This is a genomic window from Octadecabacter sp. R77987 (assembly GCF_042466115.1).
Lineage (GTDB): Bacteria > Pseudomonadota > Alphaproteobacteria > Rhodobacterales > Rhodobacteraceae > SW4.
The window spans coordinates 2671975-2689921 of the sequence record NZ_JAXHBQ010000001.1 but is presented as its reverse complement, the minus strand read 5'-3'; the positions used below and the strand labels follow the sequence as shown (position 1 = coordinate 2689921).

Sequence of the window (17947 nt, the reverse complement as noted above, 5' to 3'; positions counted from 1 at the left end):
CACTGCCCCATATCCAAAGGTGCGAAGCCATTGAAAGCCCTTGCTGATGTCCGATCCGATCCTGTCGCTGACCGATGTGTCCCTGTCCCTGCGCGGCAATGCGGGGATGGTCGACATCTTGCACGGCATTTCGCTGGACGTGCAGGCGGGGGAAACCTTGGGGCTGGTCGGGCCAAGCGGGTCTGGCAAATCGTCACTCCTCATGATCATGGGCGGTCTGGAACAGGCCACCGGCGGTTCGGTTCAGGCGATGGGCCGCGATATGACCCACATGGGCGAAGACGACCTTGCGCGCCTGCGTCGGGATAATATGGGGGTGGTGTTCCAATCCTTCCACCTTATTCCCACAATGACCGCGCTGGAAAATGTCGCAACCCCGCTGGAACTGGCCGGCCACCGCGATGCGTTCGCGCGGGCCGAGGCTGAACTGCTGGCAGTCGGTCTTGGCGGGCGCACGGGCCACTATCCCAACCAATTGTCAGGCGGCGAACAACAGCGCGTGGCGCTGGCGCGCGCCGCCGCGCCCCGCCCGAAACTGCTGCTGGCCGATGAACCCACCGGCAATCTGGATGAAACCAACGGGGCCGCGATCATCGACCTGCTGTTTGATCTGCGCGACCGGCACGGCGCAACCCTGATCCTTGTGACCCATGCGCCCAATCTTGCCGCGCGCTGTGACCGCGTGATTTCTCTGCGCGACGGGCGCATTGCATGAGCCTCGCGCTCGCCTCCCGCTTTGCGCGCCGTGAATTGCGCGGGGGATTGCGCGGTTTTCGCATCTTTCTGGCCTGCCTTGCCCTTGGCGTGGCGGCCATTGCGGCCGTCGGCACCGTGCGTGCCGCCATCGAGGCCGGGTTGGAACGCGAAGGTGCTGCCCTTTTGGGTGGTGACGCCGAAGCGCAGTTTACCTATCGGTTTGCCCGCGACGACGAACTGGAATGGCTGAACACCATCGCCACACAAGTGTCTGAAACCGTCGATTTCCGCTCGATGCTGGTCGTGGATCGTGATCCCGTTGAACGGGGGCTGACCCAGATCAAAGCGGTGGATGACGCCTATCCTCTGGTCGGCGCTGTCACCCTTGATCCGCCCATTCCCTTATCGCAAGCGCTCGCCGATCATGGTGCCGTCATCGAACGGCTGCTGGCCGATCGCCTTGCGCTGCAAGTCGGCGACACCATCCGCCTTGGCACCCAGGATTTCACCCTGCGCGCAATCCTGACCCGCTATCCCGACAATGGCGCGGCGGGTTTCGGCCTTGGGCCGCGCACCATCGTGCGCACCGTTGATCTGGCAAATTCCGGCCTCATCACCGAGGGCACGCTGTTTGACACACAATATCGCATGACCCTACCAGCCGATGCAGACCTTGCTGCGCTTGAAACCGAGGCCGAGGACCGTTTTCGCGACAGCGGCCTACGCTGGCGCGACGCCCGCGCGGGCGCGCCCGGTGTTGCGCGTTTCGTCGACCGGATCGGCGCATTTCTGGTGCTGATCGGCTTGTCGGGCCTTGCCGTGGGCGGTGTGGGCGTGTCAGCCGCCGTGCGCGCCTATCTGTCCGGCAAATCCGAGGTGATCGCGATTCTCAAGACCCTCGGCGCGACCCGCACGACGATTTTCCAGACCTATTTCCTGCAAATCGGGGCGCTGACCCTGCTTGGAGTCACCTTGGGCGTGATCCTTGGTGGCGGCGTCCCGCTGCTGCTTGCGCCCCTGATCGAGGCAAGCCTGCCCTTCCCCGCCGCCTTCACCATCTACCCTGCACCGCTTCTTGAAGCCGCTCTCTACGGCGTCCTTTCGGCCCTGATCTTTACCCTCTGGCCCCTTGCGCGGGCCGAAGAAACCCGCGCCGCCGCCCTGTTCCGCGATGCGTTTTCCGGCGGGCGTGCCCTGCCCGCCGCACGCTATGTTATCGCCACGCTGTTCCTGATCGCTGCCCTTTTGGCCGCGGCCATCACTCTGTCCGGCACGGCTTTCCTCACCCTCTGGACCGCAGGCGGGATCGTCTTTGCGCTGGCCCTTCTGGCCGTCAGTGCAGTTATCGTGCAACTGGTCGCCCGCGCTACGCGCCGTGCCGCACGCGGCTTTCCCGCGACCCGCATGGCACTGGCGGCCATCGGCGGGCAGCGGGGCGAAGCAACTTCGGTGGTCCTCTCGCTTGGCCTTGGTCTTGCGGTGCTGGCCGCCGTCGGCCAGATCGACGGCACCCTGCGCAATTCCATCAGTAATGAACTGCCCGAAGTCGCGCCCTCGTATTTCTTTGTCGACATCCAGCCCGGCCAGATCGACGGGTTCCGCGCCCGCCTTGCTGATGACCCACAAGTCAGCCGCGTCGACAGCGCACCAATGTTGCGCGGCGTGATCACCCGGATCAACGGCGCCCCGGCGCGCGAATTTACCGATCACTGGGTGACCCAGGGCGACCGCGGCGTGACATATGCAGCCGAAGCCAGGACCGGCACAACCATCACCGCCGGTGAATGGTGGGCGGCTGATTACAGCGGCCCACCGCTTGTGTCCTTTTCCGCCGAGGAAGCTGCCGAAATGGGCCTGTCGCTGGGCGACACGATTACCGTCAATATCCTTGGCCGCGACATCACCGCGACGATCACCAGTTTCCGCGAGGTTGATTTCGGCACCGCCGGTATCGGTTTCGTTATGTCGATGAATCCCGCCGCATTGGCAGGCGCGCCGCACAGCTGGATTTCCACCGTCTATGCCGAAGAAACCGCCGAAGCGGCGATCCTGCGCGAGTTTGGCAACGCCTATCCCAACATCACCGCGATCCGCATCCGCGACGCGATTGATCAGGTCGTCCAGTTGCTGGGCGGCATCGCCACCGCCACCCGTTACGGCGCTTTGGCCACCTTGATCACCGGCTTTCTTGTGTTGATCGGCGCGGCAGCGGCAGGCGAGCGTGCGCGCACCCAAGAGGCCGCGATCCTGCGCACCCTTGGGGCCACGCGCGGGCTGATCCTGCGCAGCTTTGCCCTGCGCGCGCTGATCCTTGGCGCGGCGGCAGGTTGCGTTGCGCTGGCCGCCGGCATTGCTGGCGGTTGGGCCGTCAGCACTTTCATCATGGAAACGGATTACTCCGTGATCTGGGCTTCGGCAGGGGCGATCATCATCGGCGGGGTCATCGCCGTGCTGGCCGCCAACCTTGCCTTTGCTTGGCGACCCCTTGCGGCGCGCCCTGCGCGTGTGCTGCGCGCGCGCGAATGACGGATGATCCAGCAGTCTTCGGCTATGGCTCGCTCGTCAATCTGGCGACGCATGATTTTGCCGCACCGCGCGCTGCACGGCTAACCGGCTGGCGGCGCATCTGGCGGCATTCAACGCAACGCCAGGTTGCCTTTCTGTCCGTCGAACCCGACCCGAACAGCAGCATTTCCGGTGTCATCGCCCACCTTCCGGGCGGCGATTGGGCCGCGCTGGATGCACGCGAACACGCTTATACGCGCCGCGACGTGACCCATCAGGTCACGCATATCAGCACACCAATCGCCACCGCCGTCTACGAGGCGCGCCCCGAACTGACCCAGCATCCATCCGTCGGCCACCCGATCCTGCTGTCCTATCTGGATGTGGTCATTCAGGGATTCCTGCAGCTTTACGGGCAGGATGGCGTCGATGATTTTATCGCCACAACCCATGACTGGGGGCCAATCCTCAACGACCGCACCGCGCCGATCTATCCCCGTGCACAGACCCTAAGCGCGCAGGAAATCCGCATCGTTGACCGGACCCTTGAACAGCTGCCGGTGCGCATGCAGCACCGCTGACAACCGCGTCCGGCGCGATAGCTTGGGCGCGTCAGACGCCTTTGGCGACCAGATCGCGGATCGCATCCAGCAGCAGGTCCATGTCGGCAAATGCAGTGCGGTGGTTGGTGATGCTGACGCGGATCGCGGTTTTTCCAGCCAGCCGCGTGGTTGAGGGCGCGGCGATCCCGCTGACCTGCAAGGCTACGACAATCCGGTCGTTAAGGGCATCCAGTTCGGCCGCGTCCAGCCCCGCGGGCACCGCGCGAAAACAGCAGATATTCATCGCCACCGGGGCAAGGCGCTCAAACCCCGGATCGCCGTCAACTATCCGCCCCAGATGGGCCGCCTGATCGCAATTCTGCGTGATCAGCGCGCCAATCCTGTCGGGGCCGTGTTCATTCAGGTGCGCCCAGATTTTCAACGCCCGAAACCCGCGTGACAATTCGGGGCCATAATCCACCGGCCAGGGATTGCCCGCCGCCAGCCCTTCGGTCGCGGGCAACAGGTAATCGGGCCGGTCGGAAAAGGCACGCCGATGCGCGTCTTCGTCACGGATCAACACGAAACCGGCGTCATAATTCACATGCGCCCATTTGTGGAAATCAAACGCCAGCGAATCCGCCCGTTTGATCCCGCTTAAACGATCCCGCAAACGGTCACTCAGCACACCCAGCGCGCCAAACGCCCCGTCGATATGGAACCACAGCTTTTCAGCCGCAGCGATATCTGCAATGGCGTCCAGATCGTCAATCGCGCCCACGTTCACCGCGCCCGCCGTGCCAACCACGGCAAACGGATGCAGCCCCGCCGCGCGGTCCGCCGCAATCGCAGATCGCAGAGCATCCAGGTCCATCTCAAAGGCATCGCTTACCGGAATCCGGCGCAAGGCATCCGATCCCAGCCCCAACATATCGAACGCCCGTGCCACACAGGAATGCGATTGATCCGAAGTATAGCCAACCAGCTGCCCCGCCTGCACACCCGTCTTGCGCACGTCAAATCCCAGCGCACGGTCGCGCGCGGATTTCAGCGCGATAATCGTCGCGATGGACGTGCCCGACACGACCAAACCGCTGGAATCGGGCGGAAACCCAAAGATGTCACGCACCCAGTCCACAACCTGCTTTTCGATATACATCGCCCCGTGGTCACGCCCGCCAAGATTGGCATTCATCGCGGCGGCGGCAATATCAGCGATCATGTTGGATGGCGTCCCCGCCCCGTGCACCCAGCCGAAAAAGCGCGGATGCGTGTTGCCAACGCCGTGGGGCAGCAGGGCGGTGATCTGTGCATCAGTGGCGTCCGGACCGCGCCCTCGGGGTGGCAAATCGGCGCGCAGTGCCGCTTTCATGGCATCAGGAACAGGCGTCCAGACGCGGCCATCGCGCGCGCCCTGCATCTTGTCCACGGCGGCGTCCAGCATCGCATGGGCACGGGCGCGAAAACCATCCCAATCAACAGGATCAAGCGAGGGCGCGGCAGTTTCCGGTGTCTTGTCAGCGCCCATCGTGTTCCCCCCTCAGATCCGTGGTTTGACCTGCAACAGCGGCATCACTTCGGCCATTTCCGGCCCGCGATCACGGCCCGTCACCGCGCGGCGCAGCGGCATGAACAGCCCCTTGCCCTTGCGGCCCGTGGCATCTTTCACCGCGCCTGTCCACTCGGCCCAGGTGGTCGCAGTGTAGGGCGGTTCACCCAGCAATTCCAACGCCTGCGCAACAAATTCGGCGTCCTCGTCGGCCACTTTGGCGGGCGTGCCGTTCTGGAACAGGTCCCACCACGGCGCCATATCATCGACGGTGTCGATGTTATCATGCACCACGGCCCAAAACGCCTCGGCGTGATCGGCAGGCACGCCAAGCGCGGCAATATCATCCGCCACGTCCGCATAGGGGCGCGCGGCCAGCCAGCGTGCGCTAAGCGGTCCCAGATCATCCGCGTCAAACTTGGTCGGTGCGGACCCGAACTTGGCAATGTCGAACCCGTCAACCACCTCGGCCACGGTTTCGCGCAACTCTACCGGATCAGACGAGCCCAGCCGCGCCATCAGCGACAGGATCGCCATCGGCGCAACACCCTTGGCGCGCAAATCGCGCAAGGCCAGCGTGCCCAGACGTTTGGACAAAGCCTCGCCCTGCGGCCCCGTCAGTAAGGAATGGTGCGCAAAGCGGGGCACAGTGCCGCCCAGCGCGGTGATCATCTGGATTTGCGTCGCGGTATTGGTCACATGATCCGATCCGCGCACCACATCGGTGATGCCAAATTCCGTATCATCTACAACGGACGCCAGCGTATATAAAATCTGCCCGTCATTCTTGAACAACACAGGGTCGGAAACCGAGGCCGCATCAATCGACAGATCGCCTAAAATGCCGTCCGTCCAGTTGATCCGCTCAAGGTCCAGCTTGAAACGCCAGTGCGATCCGCGATCCGCACGCAGGGCGTCCTTCTCGGCCTCGCCTAGCGCCAGCGCTGCGCGGTCATAGACCGGCGGCTTGCCCATGTTCAGCTGCTTCTTGCGCTTGAGGTCCAACTCGGTCGGGGTCTCGAAACACTCATAAAGTCGCCCCATCTCGATCAGGCGGGCTTTGGCGGCCGCGTATTGATCCATCCGCGCAGACTGGCGCTCAATGCGGTCCCAGGTCAGGCCCAGCCATTCCAGATCGGCCTTGATCCCGTCGACATATTCCTCTTTCGAGCGCTCACCGTCGGTGTCATCAATCCGCAGGATGAATTCGCCACCTTGCTGGCGCGCAATCGCATAGTTGAACAGCGCGGCACGCAGGTTGCCGATATGCAGATAACCAGTGGGCGACGGGGCAAAACGGGTGGTGGTCATGATGGTCTCCTATATGTCGCGAGGCTCTTTCATAGTGGCGCGCAATTGTCCATATGAGGGGGATGAGCAAAGCATTCCCCAGCCCCGAAGACCTGTTCGCGATCGCCGCACAAACGGTCGACAGTTTTCCCGCCGCATTTCGCACGCCTGCGCAATCCGTCCTGATCCGGGTCGAGGATTTCATTCCTGCCGAAATGCTGGAAGACGACGAGGACGAATGGGACATCACCGGCCTTTATACCGGCGTGCCCCTGACCCTGAAACGCGATGATGATATTCCCGATGGCCCCGATACGGTCTGGCTGTTCCGCATGCCGATTTTGGATGAATTGGCCGATCGCGCGGGCGAAACGCTCGAAGCGCTGGTGGCCCATGTCACGGTGCACGAATTTGCCCATCATTTCGGCTGGTCCGACGCCGATATTGCACGCATTGATCCATGGTGGGAATAAAGGTGCACTGATAGCGCTATCATTTCCGCTTGCAGCGCCCCGACCCCTTTGGCACCATAACGGCCGAAAGGTGCTGCCATGCATGATATTCTAACAGTTACACTGAATCCCGCGCTTGATCTTGCGACCTCGGTGTCCGAGGTGCATGCAAATGTGAAATTGCGCTGTTCGCCCCCTGACACCGATCCGGGTGGGGGCGGGCTGAACGTGGCGCGCGCGATCCATCAGCTAGGCGGACAGGCGCGGTGCTTTGTGGCGCTGGGGGGCGATACGGGACAGGCCTTGCTGCACTTGCTGACGGCCGCAGGTTTGACCCCTGTTGTCCATCCCGCGCCCAGTGAAACGCGCCAAAGTCTTGCGGTGACGGATCTGAACAGCATGGATCAGTATCGGTTCATGCTGCCCGGCCCCGATTGGGAGGCCGCCGACATTGACGCCGCCCGCGCCGCCATTCGTGACGCGGCCCGGGCCGACAGTATCCTTGTGCTGTCAGGCAGCGGGCCAAACGGGGCCGCACCCGATCTTTATGCCCGTATCTGTCAGGATTTCAGCGACACCGATGTGCGGGTCATACTTGATACATCAGGCCCGATCCTGTCCCACCTTGCCGCTGGTCAGATCCGCCCGCCGCTCGTTTTGCGTATGGACCAGCACGAGGCCGAAGGGCTGGCGCGCCGCCCGCTGGCATCGCGCCGTGACAGCGCCGCCTTCGCGGCCAGCCTTGTGCGGCGCGGCGCGGGGCAGATGGTGATCGTGGCACGCGGCGCGGACGGGTCGGTGCTGGCCGATGGCACGCAACACCTGCATGTGGCCGCCCCCAAGGTTGACATCCGCAGCAAGGTTGGCGCTGGCGACAGTTTTGTCGGTGGGTTCACAATGGCATTGGCGCGTGACGCAGACATTGAAACGGCATTGCAGCACGGATCGGCAGCCGCCAGCGCCGCCGTCATGACCGAAGGCACGCAGCTGTGCCACAAGGACGATTATCTGCGCTTGCTTGACGCCTGCATCGTCAGCCCGCTTTAGGTCGGGATGACGGGCCAGCGGGTGGCCAGATCATCCAGCCCTGCGCGCACCAGTTCTTCAAGCACACCCATGTCCACATCGGCCAATTTGTTGATATAAAGGCAGGATTTGCCGATCTTGTGCTTGCCCAACCGTGCAAGATGATCACCGAAATCACCATATCCGGGCAAGATATAGACGCTGAGGTTGGCCTTGCGCGGGCTGAACCCGGTCGCCAGACAATCGCCCTCGCGCCCGCTGTCATAGATGTAGTGGTATTGCCCATAGCCAATCATCGTCGGCCCCCACATGCGCGGTTGCCAGCCGGTGACGCGCATGAACATCTCGTTCAGCGCAATCGCATCGGCACGCCGCACCGGATGATCCACCGCGGCAATGAAATCATCAACGCTGACTTCGGTGACTTGGGTCTTGTTCTCTGCTTTGGCCATGATGCCCTCCCCCTTCGGGGTAAGACTATCAGATTACCTTGCGACGACCAAACAAACGTTCGCTCAGGCGCGGCGTTGACGTAATCGGGCTGGCGTCACCACCGATTTGTGCTTGCCTCACAGGTTGCTGGGGGCGTGGGCCGGTTCTGGCTGCAACGGGTTTTGCAACAGGGGCAGAAGCCTGCGCAACCTGCGCAAGTGGAGCAGATGATTGCGTTGCGCGCCGTTCGCTTTGTTCGATTTCAGCGACGATCACCCGCATCCCTTTGGCCATCTGGGCTGCGCGGGCGTAATCACTGATCTCTCGCGCCATGCCTTCAGGCGTCCCGCTCATCATTTGTTGTCTGATCTTTTGCTCGCCGTGATTGGCGGTTTTGATCACAAGAACACGCTGCGCAAAGAATGGTTCAAATCCTTCGGTGCGCAGTTCAACGCCGCGAAATTCGTCCCAGCCCAACCGGTGCCGGTCTGTGACGGTAAACCGCTGTCCGGTCACAAACCCTTCTGTATCTGCTGTGAAACTCGGGCATTGCGCGGCACGGGCACCCAGTTCGGGGCCACCAAACCAGAACCCTATCGCAAACAACGGGATCGCAAGCACAGGGCCATAGGGCGCGAAAAGAAACACCACAACGCTGAAAAACATCCACAATTTCGCCTTGGTAAAGGCGGCGTTGCGGTTGGCTTCACTGGCGTAAAAGGTGATCGATGTCATGGGCTTGCCTTTCAGGGTTTTGACCTGAATAGGCGGCAAATATGGCAAAAATTGCCTGTCATTTGGACATTCGTTTGAAGATGGTCTTACGCTTCGTCGCGCCAGCGGTTCACGATCGGATAACGGCGATCCAGCCAGAACGCCCGCATTGACAAGCGCGGGCCGGGGGCCGACTGGAACCGCTTGTATTCGCTGATATAAAGCAGGTGCTCGACCCGTTTCACCGTGTCATGATCATACCCTTCGGCCACGCAATCGGACACTGATGCTTCCTCGTCCACCAGCATCGTCAGGATCCCGTCCAGCACATCATAGGGCGGCAGGCTGTCTTCGTCCTTTTGATCGGCGCGCAATTCGGCTGACGGGGGCTTGTCGATGATGCTGGCGGGGATCATTTCGCCCGCCGGGGCTTTCATCCACGGGCGGTGGTTGGCATTGCGCCACCGACAGGCATCAAAGACGCGTGTTTTATACATATCCTTGATCGGATTATACCCGCCCGCCATATCGCCATAGATCGTGGCATAGCCCACGGCCACCTCGGATTTATTGCCCGTGGTCAGCAGCATTTCACCAAACTTGTTGGACTGAGCCATGAGCAGCAACCCCCTGATCCGGCTTTGGATATTCTCCTCGGTCAGGCCTTCGTCCAGCCCGGCAAACAGCGGCGCGAGGGTTTCTGTCACCGCCGCGCGGGTCGGTCCAATCGGCACGGTATCGTATTTGCAGCCCAGCGCATCCGCGACCTTGGCCGCATCATCCAGCGAGGATTGCGAGGTATATTCCGACGGCAGCATCACACAGCGCACATTTTCCGACCCCAGCGCATCCGCAGCGATGGTTGCGACAATCGCGCTGTCGATCCCGCCCGAAAGGCCCAGCAACACCTTTTGGAACCCGGTCTTGCGCATATAATCGCGCAGGCCCTCGACCATGACGCGGTAATCCTGCTCAAGATCGTCGGGGAAAATCGCCACGTCCCCTTCAACAGCGCGCCAGCCTTCGGCATCGCACTCAAAATCCACATGCACCACGGCCTCGTCGAACAGGGGCAGTTTCACGGCCAGTTTGCCACCGCGGTTCAACACGAACGACCCGCCATCAAACACCTGATCATCCTGCCCGCCGACAAAGTTCAGATAGACCAGCGGCACATCGTTTTCGATCACACGGGACACCATGTTGGACAGGCGGATATCGTATTTGTTTCGGAAATAGGGGCTGCCGTTGGGGACCAACAGCATTTCCGCACCGCTATCCACCATCGCTTCGCAAACGTCCTCGTACCACGCATCCTCGCAGATCGGCGTGCCTATGCGCAGCGCGCCCGCGTCCCACGGGCCTTGCATGTCGCTGCGGGAAAACAGGCGCACTTCGTCAAAAACATTGAAATTGGGCAGGTAATACTTGCGGGTCGTGGCGTGCACCTTGCCGCCCTTCAGAATGAAATAGGCGTTGTGCAGTTTCGGCAGTTCTGACAGCGGCCCGCCAATCCCGACCATCGGGCCATCGGCGCAATCGCGCGCCAGCTGTTCCACCGCATCCATCGCCGCCAACGTGAACGCCGGTTTCAGCACCAGATCCTGCGCCTGATAGCCGGTGATGAACATTTCCGGCAGCATGACCATATCGGCCCCCGCCGCGCGGCCTTGTTCCCAGGCTTCGCGGGCCTTGGTGGCGTTGCCCTTGATGTCCCCCACGGTGGGGTTCAACTGGGCAAGGGTCAGGCGAAAGGTGTCAGTCATTGCAGCAATCCTTGGTTCAAGTTCCTTCATTTAGCAGAACAACCGGCAAGGGGAAGCCGATTGCACCATGACGTGACCCTTTCCACCGTTGCACGGCCCTGCCCCGTCCATTAGCTTGGCCCAAGAATATCGAGGACCGCACAGATATGAATCGCCACCTGCCCCTGATCGCCGCGCTTTTGTTTGCCACGCCCGCCTTTGCACAAGACGTTACCGTCAAACAATACGAAGACGGCGGCGTTTACGAGGGCGGCTTTTTGAACGGCCTGCAACACGGGATGGGCAGTTACCGCTTGCCCAACGGCTACGAATATACCGGCGAATGGTTCGAGGGCGAAATTCGAGGACAGGGCACCGCGCAATATCCCAACGGCGCGGTCTATGAAGGGCAGTTCGCCCTTGGCAAGCCCGAAGGGTTCGGAACAATCGTTTTTGCCGATGGCGGCACCTACGAGGGCGACTGGACTGATGGAAAAATGACTGGCCGCGGGATCGTGCGCTATGCCAACGGCACGGTTTACGAGGGCGAATTGCGCAACGCCATGCACCACGGTCAAGGCACCATGCGCAGCCCATCGGGATACATCTACGAAGGCCCATGGGTGAACGGTGTCAAACAGGGCGAAGGCACGATCACCTATCCCGATGGTGCCGTCTATCAGGGCACGCTTGTGGACGGCGAACGCGAGGGCGAAGGCACCCTGACAATGGCCGATGGTCTGGTCTATTCCGGCACTTGGGCGGCAGGGGCCATTCAGGGCCAAGGCCGCGTCGTGCGCCCGAACGGCGACATCTACGATGGTGATCTTGTCGCCGGCCTGAAGGACGGCACCGGCACGCTGACATTTGCCAACGGCGATGTCTATCAGGGCGGTTTCGCCGATGACCGCCGCCACGGCCAAGGCACATTCCGTGGCGCGGATGGCTACACCTATATCGGGTCATGGGTCGGCGGCGACATGGAGGGGATCGGTGTCGTAACCTATCCGGACGGGTCCAGCTTTGAGGGCGATTTCCGCGCCGGCCTGCCTGATGGCAGCGGCACCCACACCTATGCGGACGGCTCAAGCTATCAAGGCGATTGGCGCGGCGGCGTGATCGAAGGCAGCGGGACATTCACCTATGCCACCGGCCTGATCTATGAAGGCGAATTTCTGGCTGGCGCCTACCACGGTCAAGGCACGATGACCTACGCCGATGGCTACACCTATGCGGGCACCTGGGTTCAGGGGCAGCGCAACGGCATGGGCACGGCGACCTATGCAGACGGCACCGTTTACGAGGGCGAGTTCCTTGACGGGCAACGCCATGGTCGCGGGAAAATGACGATGGTCGGCGGCTTTACCTACGAAGGCCAATGGCAGAACGGCGAAATCAGCGGCATCGGTGTGGCGACCTACGCCACGGGCGACGTTTACGAGGGCATGTTCCGCGCAGGCCGCCGCCAGGGTGACGGCACGATGCGCTATGCCTCGGGCGAAACCGCGACGGGTGCGTGGCAAGATGGCGCGCTCGTGACCCAAGGCGACACGAGCCCGGCAACCGACGGTGTGGTTATCGAGGACGAACCGACCAGCGAATAACCCCGCAGGGCGGGATTCATCCCGCCACACGCCATATCGGACCCATACGCTTTCCATATGGTTTCCATACGCTGTCCATACGGGCCTTTTCCCCGTCAAACCGCCTCGCCCGCGTCCAGCTTTTCCAGAAAACGGCGCGCATCTGCCTGCACCGTTTCGCGCTTTTCGCCATCCATCCGGTCCCACGTGCGATACATATTCGCCATGCGCGGATTGCCCCGGAACCGGACGCGGTGACGGTCCAGAAAATGCCAATAGAGCAGGTTGAAAGGGCAGGCATCCTCCCCCGTCTTATCCTTGATTTTATAGGCGCAATCCTTGCAGTAGTCCGACATCTTGTTGATGTAATTTCCACTGGAAATATAAGGCTTTGAGGCGACAATCCCGCCATCGGCAAACTGGCTCATCCCGATGGTATTGGGGGCCTCGACCCATTCAAAGGCGTCCGCATAAACCGCCAGATACCATTCATGCATCTGCGCCGGATCAACCCCCGCCAGCAGGGCGAAATTGCCCGTCACCATCAGGCGCTGGATGTGGTGGGCATAGGCCTCCTCGCGGGTCTGTTCCACGGCCTTGGCCATGCAGCGCATCTTCGTCTCGCCACCCCAATAAAGCCAGGGCAAATCCCGCTTGTGATTCAACGTATTACGCGACACATACTCCGGCCCTTCAAGGAAATAGATGCCCCGCACATACTCGCGCCAGCCAATGATCTGGCGGATGAACCCTTCGGCGGCATTGATCGGCGCGTCACCGTTTTTCCACGCGTCTTCAACGGCTTGGCATACTTCCATCGGGTCCAGCAAACCGATGTTCAGGTAAAGCCCGACAATCGCGTGATAAAGGAACCTTTCGCCCCCCATCATCGCATCCTGATAATCGCCAAATCGGGGCAAACCATGCCGCACCCAATGGGCCAGATGCTGGCGCGCCTGCTCGTGATCTGTGGCGAACCAGAAATCATCCAGACTGCCGAAATTAACCGCAAAACGCGCACTGACAAGTGCCAGAACCTCGGCCACATCCCCGCCCGGCGAAAACCGCATTGGCCCTTTGAAATCAATGCCTTCGGGTGGTGGCTTGCGGTTTTCATGGTCAAAGTTCCACTGCCCGCCTGCGGGTTCGTCCCCCACCATCAGCAGGCCGGTCTTGCGGCGCATGTCACGGTAAAACCACTCCATCCGCAACTGCTTGCGCCCCTTTGCCCAATCCGCAAACTCTGCCTGCGTGGCAATGAACCGGTCGTCTGGCAGTTGGCGCAGCCGCAGCGGCACTGCGTCCAGTTCCGCGATCAACCGCCACTCACCGGGTTGCGTGGCAAGCACCTCATCCGCGCCAAACGCCGCCGCATGGCGCAGCAGTTCACCCGCGATCGTGCCGCTGTTTTCAGGGTGATCCAGAGGCGTATAGACCACCCGCCACCCCTGCCCTTCAAGACGGGCGGCAAACTTGCGCATCGCCGCGAAGATCAGCGCGATCTTCTTGGGGTGATGGGGGACATATTCCGCTTCACCCATGACCTCGGCCATGACCACGACATCGCACGCAGGGTCGGCCTCACGCAGCGCCGCGATCCCCTCGCTCAACTGGTCGCCAAGAACCAGAACCAGCTTTACCACGGCACGGATTTCCCAGCATAATCAAAGAACCGGCCGGTGTCCGCAGGGGTCAGCCCCGCCATGACATTCACCAGATTGCGCGCAGCTTCATCGGGGGAAACGGTGCTGTGCCGCCCCGCATAATCGGCCGTAAAAGGTGTGGCCACAGTGCCCGGATGCAAGGCGACACAAACCGCCCCTTTGTGCGAGCGGCGCAGTTCGATCGCCGCGCCATGCACGATCTGGTTCACGGCGGCCTTTGAAGCGCGGTAGGAATGCCAGCCGCCGATCTGGTTGTCGCCAATCGACCCGACCCGCGCCGAAAGCACACCCACGACCGACGCGCGATCCTTGCTTAACAATCGCGGCAGTTGTGCCAACAATAACGCCGGACCGATGGCATTCACGGCCATGACCTGCGCCATGGCGTTTGCGTCAATCGCCCCCAGCGATTTTTCAGGCACGCCACCCGTGGGGGCCAAGACCCCGACAGCGATGAACACACAATCATACGGACCCGACAGATCACCCATAACACGCGCCACTGATGCCGGATCAGTCACGTCCAACCCGTCAACGCTGCGCGAAAGGCCCGTCACCGTCACACCGCGCGCCGACATCTCCTGTGCCACCGCCGCACCAATCCCGCCAGAAGCACCAATAATCAAAGCATTTTCCATGATGCGCCACCTAGGCCAACCGCGCGCAACGTCCAGCTTCTTTTGTTCGAAAATACTCCGGGGGAATTGGCCAAGGGCCAAGGGGGCAGCGCCCCAAAAACAAACAATCATGCGCAGTTTTTCAAAACTGCCCCTTTTCAAACTAGGTGCCCGTTGTATAGTCCGACCCATGGATACGCGCCAACATACCCCGATGACTGCCCCCCGTGGGCTGTCTTTGAGCGCGCTACTTCTCCTTAGCTGCCTCTGAGCGTGCCTGTCGGCGCGACCGCTCAGAGGTGTTTCGCGCCATGACATTCAGCTAAGGACCAAAGGACCATTCACATGACAAACGACAAGAACCGCGTGTTGATTTTCGACACAACCCTGCGTGACGGCGAACAATCCCCCGGCGCAACCATGACCCATGCTGAAAAGCTGGAAATCGCCGAGATGCTTGACGATATGGGCGTCGATATCATCGAGGCGGGGTTTCCCATCGCCTCCGAGGGTGATTTCAAAGCCGTGAGCGAGATTGCCGAACGTGCCAGCACCTCGACGATCTGCGGCCTGTCGCGCGCCAACTTCAAGGATATCGACCGCTGCTGGGAGGCCGTGAAACACGCCAAATCCCCGCGCATCCATACCTTTATCGGCACCTCGCCGCTGCACCGCGCCATTCCGAACCTGACGATGGATGAAATGGCCGATCGCATCCACGACTGCGTCACCCATGCGCGCAATCTGTGTGACAACGTGCAGTGGTCGTCGATGGATGCCACGCGCACCGAATGGGATTTCCTGAAACGCACCGTGGATATCGCCATCAAGGCAGGCGCGAGCACGATCAACATTCCCGATACGGTCGGTTATACCGAACCCGTGGAATCGGCTGATCTGATCGCACGGCTGATCGCCGAGGTGGACAACGCCGATACGGTGATTTTCTCGACCCATTGTCACAACGATCTGGGGATGGCGACTGCCAACAGCCTTGCCGCTGTCAATGGCGGCGCGCGCCAGATTGAATGCACAATCAATGGCTTGGGCGAACGTGCTGGCAATACGGCGCTGGAAGAAGTCGTGATGGCATTGAAGGTGCGCCACGATATCATGCCCTATGACACTGGCATCGACACCCGCAAGATCATGAACATCTCGCGCCGTGTCGCCACCGTGTCGGGCTTTCCTGTGCAGTTCAACAAGGCCATCGTCGGCAAAAACGCCTTTGCGCACGAAAGTGGTATCCACCAGGACGGGATGCTGAAAAACCGCGAAACATTCGAGGTGATGAAGCCCGAAGATGTGGGCCTGTCGGGCACGACCCTGCCGCTGGGCAAACACTCGGGCCGCGCGGCGTTGCGCGACAAGCTGGCCAAGCTGGGCTACGAGATGGGCGATAACGAGCTCAAGGACATCTTCGTGCGCTTCAAGGATCTGGCGGATCGCAAGAAGGAAGTGTTCGACGACGATCTGATCGCCTTGATCCGTCAGAACAACAGCGACGATGACCGGCTGAAACTGAAAGACCTGACCGTGATCTGCGGCATGAATGGCCCGCAAAAGGCCGATATGGTGCTTGAAATTGATGGCGAGGATCACAGCACATCCGCCACCGGTGACGGGCCGGTCGATGCGACCTTTAACGCCGTCAAGGCGCTGTTCCCCCATGACGCGCGTTTGCAGCTTTATCAGGTGCACGCCGTGACCGAGGGAACCGACGCCCAAGCCACCGTTTCGGTGCGCATGGAGGAAGACGGGCGCATCGCCACTGGCCAGTCCGCTGACACTGATACAGTCGTGGCCAGCGCCATGGCCTATATCAACGCGTTGAACCGTCTTCTGGTGCGGCGCGAAAAATCCGCACCCGGGTCTGACGTCAAGGAAATCCGCTACACGGACGCGGGTGAATAGCCTTTGATTTGGCGGGCCAACACGGCCCGCCATTTTCGCAAGCGGCATCACGCCAATGTGCCTGCCAATGCCCCTTTCCCCTGACAGCCCATCGCCCTATAAGACGCAACGTCTGCCTCCACAGGGGAGTCGCGGACAGATAATTATTGGGAACACACGACTATGTTTGGTTTGGGCAGCTTGTTTTCGTCAGACATGGCGATTGACCTTGGGACAGCGAACACACTTGTTTATGTGCGCGGCAAGGGCATTGTCTTGTCCGAACCGTCCGTGGTTGCCTACCACCTCAAGGACGGCGTCAAAAAAGTGCTGGCCGTGGGCGAAGATGCCAAGCTGATGCTGGGCCGCACGCCCGGATCAATTCAGGCCATCCGCCCCATGCGCGAAGGCGTGATCGCCGACTTTGATACCGCCGAGGAAATGATCAAACATTTCATCCGCAAGGTCCACAAACGCACGACCTTTTCGAAGCCCAAGATCATCGTTTGTGTCCCCCACGGCGCGACACCCGTTGAAAAGCGCGCCATTCGCCAGTCAGTTCTGTCCGCCGGTGCGCGCCGTGCGGGCCTGATCGCAGAACCGATTGCAGCGGCGATCGGGGCCGGCATGCCCATTACCGATCCGACCGGCAACATGGTCGTGGATATCGGCGGCGGGACGACCGAAGTTGCGGTGCTGTCGCTTGGTGACATCGTTTATGCCCGTTCGGTGCGCGTTGGTGGTGACCGCATGGACGAGGCAATCATCAGCTATTTGCGCCGCCAGCATAACCTGCTGATTGGTGAATCCACCGCTGAACGGATCAAGACATCTATCGGCACGGCCCGCATGCCCGACGATGGCCGTGGTGCATCCATGCAGATCCGTGGCCGCGACCTGCTCAATGGTGTGCCCAAGGAAACCGAGATTTCCCAAGCCCAGGTTGCCGAAGCCCTTGCCGAACCCGTGCAGCAAATCTGCGAGGCGGTGATGACCGCGCTGGAAGCCACCCCGCCCGATCTGGCGGCTGACATTGTTGACCGTGGCGTGATGCTGACAGGTGGTGGCGCATTGCTGGGCGAACTTGATCTGGCGCTGCGCGAACAGACCGGCCTTGCGATTTCGGTCGCTGACGAGTCACTTAATTGTGTGGCGCTCGGCACCGGCAAGGCTCTGGAGTATGAAAAACAGCTCCGCCATGTCATAGATTACGACAGCTAATCTAACACGAGGGGGGTA

The 17947-nt window shown here is 61.2% G+C and carries 15 protein-coding genes; 8 read left to right on the top strand and 7 right to left on the bottom strand.

Features of this window, described 5'->3' with window-relative positions; all coding sequences use genetic code 11:
* The first annotated feature begins 46 nt into the window (after positions 1–46).
* The 3 genes from SJY21_RS13660 to SJY21_RS13650 are packed head-to-tail and all read left to right on the top strand — an operon-like array spanning position 47 to position 3782.
* Complete coding sequence (locus tag SJY21_RS13660) at positions 47–715, top strand: ABC transporter ATP-binding protein (RefSeq protein WP_377511760.1); 669 nt, start codon at positions 47–49, stop codon at positions 713–715.
* Positions 712–3222: an ABC transporter permease gene (locus SJY21_RS13655; protein ID WP_377511757.1), complete on the top strand. Its 2511-nt coding sequence runs from the start codon at positions 712–714 to the stop codon at positions 3220–3222. The genes SJY21_RS13660 and SJY21_RS13655 overlap by 4 nt, the downstream gene beginning before the upstream one ends.
* Entirely contained in the window at positions 3219–3782 is a 564-nt protein-coding gene (locus SJY21_RS13650) for a gamma-glutamylcyclotransferase family protein (RefSeq protein WP_377511754.1), read from the top strand. The genes SJY21_RS13655 and SJY21_RS13650 overlap by 4 nt, the downstream gene beginning before the upstream one ends.
* Positions 3783–3813: 31 nt before the next feature.
* On the opposite strand, the gene SJY21_RS13645 is transcribed toward SJY21_RS13650, so the two are convergent.
* Positions 3814–5271 (bottom strand): pyridoxal phosphate-dependent decarboxylase family protein, encoded by a 1458-nt coding sequence (locus tag SJY21_RS13645; protein ID WP_377511751.1) that lies wholly within the window; start codon positions 5269–5271, stop codon positions 3814–3816.
* 12 nt (positions 5272–5283) lie between these two features.
* The gene (gltX, locus tag SJY21_RS13640; protein WP_377511748.1) at positions 5284–6603 is read right to left on the bottom strand and encodes a glutamate--tRNA ligase; all 1320 of its coding nucleotides are present in this window, start codon (positions 6601–6603) and stop codon (positions 5284–5286) included.
* A gap of 62 nt (positions 6604–6665) precedes the next feature.
* Here gltX and SJY21_RS13635 point away from each other — a divergent pair, with 62 nt between their 5' ends.
* Positions 6666–7055 (top strand): metallopeptidase family protein, encoded by a 390-nt coding sequence (locus SJY21_RS13635; RefSeq protein ID WP_377511745.1) that lies wholly within the window; start codon positions 6666–6668, stop codon positions 7053–7055.
* A gap of 78 nt (positions 7056–7133) precedes the next feature.
* Positions 7134–8081: a 1-phosphofructokinase family hexose kinase gene (locus SJY21_RS13630; RefSeq protein ID WP_377511743.1), complete on the top strand. Its 948-nt coding sequence runs from the start codon at positions 7134–7136 to the stop codon at positions 8079–8081.
* Here the strand turns inward: SJY21_RS13630 and SJY21_RS13625 are convergent.
* The 3 genes from SJY21_RS13625 to SJY21_RS13615 all read right to left on the bottom strand — a co-directional run bounded on the left by SJY21_RS13625 (position 8078) and on the right by SJY21_RS13615 (position 10972).
* Complete coding sequence (locus tag SJY21_RS13625; RefSeq protein ID WP_377511740.1) at positions 8078–8512, bottom strand: DUF1801 domain-containing protein; 435 nt, start codon at positions 8510–8512, stop codon at positions 8078–8080. The two genes, SJY21_RS13630 and SJY21_RS13625, sit on opposite strands and share 4 nt — an antisense overlap.
* Positions 8513–8540: 28 nt before the next feature.
* Complete coding sequence (locus SJY21_RS13620; RefSeq protein ID WP_377511737.1) at positions 8541–9227, bottom strand: hypothetical protein; 687 nt, start codon at positions 9225–9227, stop codon at positions 8541–8543.
* A gap of 86 nt (positions 9228–9313) precedes the next feature.
* Positions 9314–10972, bottom strand: coding sequence for an NAD+ synthase (locus SJY21_RS13615; protein ID WP_377511734.1), 1659 nt, complete (start codon positions 10970–10972; stop codon positions 9314–9316).
* A 146-nt stretch (positions 10973–11118) separates the two neighbouring features.
* Between SJY21_RS13615 and SJY21_RS13610 the strand changes: the two genes are divergently transcribed.
* Positions 11119–12555 (top strand): MORN repeat-containing protein, encoded by a 1437-nt coding sequence (locus tag SJY21_RS13610; protein ID WP_377511731.1) that lies wholly within the window; start codon positions 11119–11121, stop codon positions 12553–12555.
* A 95-nt stretch (positions 12556–12650) separates the two neighbouring features.
* Here the strand turns inward: SJY21_RS13610 and SJY21_RS13605 are convergent, their stop codons facing one another.
* Both SJY21_RS13605 and SJY21_RS13600 read right to left on the bottom strand, forming a co-directional pair.
* A complete protein-coding gene (locus SJY21_RS13605; protein ID WP_377511728.1) occupies positions 12651–14177 on the bottom strand; it encodes a cryptochrome/photolyase family protein in 1527 nt (508 codons plus the stop codon).
* Positions 14171–14836 (bottom strand): SDR family NAD(P)-dependent oxidoreductase, encoded by a 666-nt coding sequence (locus SJY21_RS13600; RefSeq protein ID WP_377511725.1) that lies wholly within the window; start codon positions 14834–14836, stop codon positions 14171–14173. Before SJY21_RS13600 ends, SJY21_RS13605 begins: the two co-directional genes overlap by 7 nt.
* A gap of 324 nt (positions 14837–15160) precedes the next feature.
* On the opposite strand from SJY21_RS13600, the gene SJY21_RS13595 reads away from it, so the two are divergent.
* Both SJY21_RS13595 and SJY21_RS13590 read left to right on the top strand, forming a co-directional pair.
* Positions 15161–16729 (top strand): 2-isopropylmalate synthase, encoded by a 1569-nt coding sequence (locus tag SJY21_RS13595; protein WP_377511722.1) that lies wholly within the window; start codon positions 15161–15163, stop codon positions 16727–16729.
* 162 nt (positions 16730–16891) lie between these two features.
* Positions 16892–17929 (top strand): rod shape-determining protein, encoded by a 1038-nt coding sequence (locus tag SJY21_RS13590; RefSeq protein ID WP_148054633.1) that lies wholly within the window; start codon positions 16892–16894, stop codon positions 17927–17929.
* Positions 17930–17947: the final 18 nt, after the last annotated feature.

Bases quoted from the DNA above. Each gene is read 5' to 3' on its own strand.
- SJY21_RS13660 (WP_377511760.1), top strand. From the start codon at position 47: ATGTCCGATCCGATCCTGTCGCTGACCGATGTGTCCCTGTCCCTGCGC.
- SJY21_RS13655 (WP_377511757.1), top strand. From the start codon at position 712: ATGAGCCTCGCGCTCGCCTCCCGCTTTGCGCGCCGTGAATTGCGCGGG.
- SJY21_RS13650 (WP_377511754.1), top strand. From the start codon at position 3,219: ATGACGGATGATCCAGCAGTCTTCGGCTATGGCTCGCTCGTCAATCTG.
- SJY21_RS13645 (WP_377511751.1), bottom strand. From the start codon at position 5,271: ATGGGCGCTGACAAGACACCGGAAACTGCCGCGCCCTCGCTTGATCCT.
- gltX (WP_377511748.1), bottom strand. From the start codon at position 6,603: ATGACCACCACCCGTTTTGCCCCGTCGCCCACTGGTTATCTGCATATC.
- SJY21_RS13635 (WP_377511745.1), top strand. From the start codon at position 6,666: ATGAGCAAAGCATTCCCCAGCCCCGAAGACCTGTTCGCGATCGCCGCA.
- SJY21_RS13630 (WP_377511743.1), top strand. From the start codon at position 7,134: ATGCATGATATTCTAACAGTTACACTGAATCCCGCGCTTGATCTTGCG.
- SJY21_RS13625 (WP_377511740.1), bottom strand. From the start codon at position 8,512: ATGGCCAAAGCAGAGAACAAGACCCAAGTCACCGAAGTCAGCGTTGAT.
- SJY21_RS13620 (WP_377511737.1), bottom strand. From the start codon at position 9,227: ATGACATCGATCACCTTTTACGCCAGTGAAGCCAACCGCAACGCCGCC.
- SJY21_RS13615 (WP_377511734.1), bottom strand. From the start codon at position 10,972: ATGACTGACACCTTTCGCCTGACCCTTGCCCAGTTGAACCCCACCGTG.
- SJY21_RS13610 (WP_377511731.1), top strand. From the start codon at position 11,119: ATGAATCGCCACCTGCCCCTGATCGCCGCGCTTTTGTTTGCCACGCCC.
- SJY21_RS13600 (WP_377511725.1), bottom strand. From the start codon at position 14,836: ATGGAAAATGCTTTGATTATTGGTGCTTCTGGCGGGATTGGTGCGGCG.
- SJY21_RS13595 (WP_377511722.1), top strand. From the start codon at position 15,161: ATGACAAACGACAAGAACCGCGTGTTGATTTTCGACACAACCCTGCGT.
- SJY21_RS13590 (WP_148054633.1), top strand. From the start codon at position 16,892: ATGTTTGGTTTGGGCAGCTTGTTTTCGTCAGACATGGCGATTGACCTT.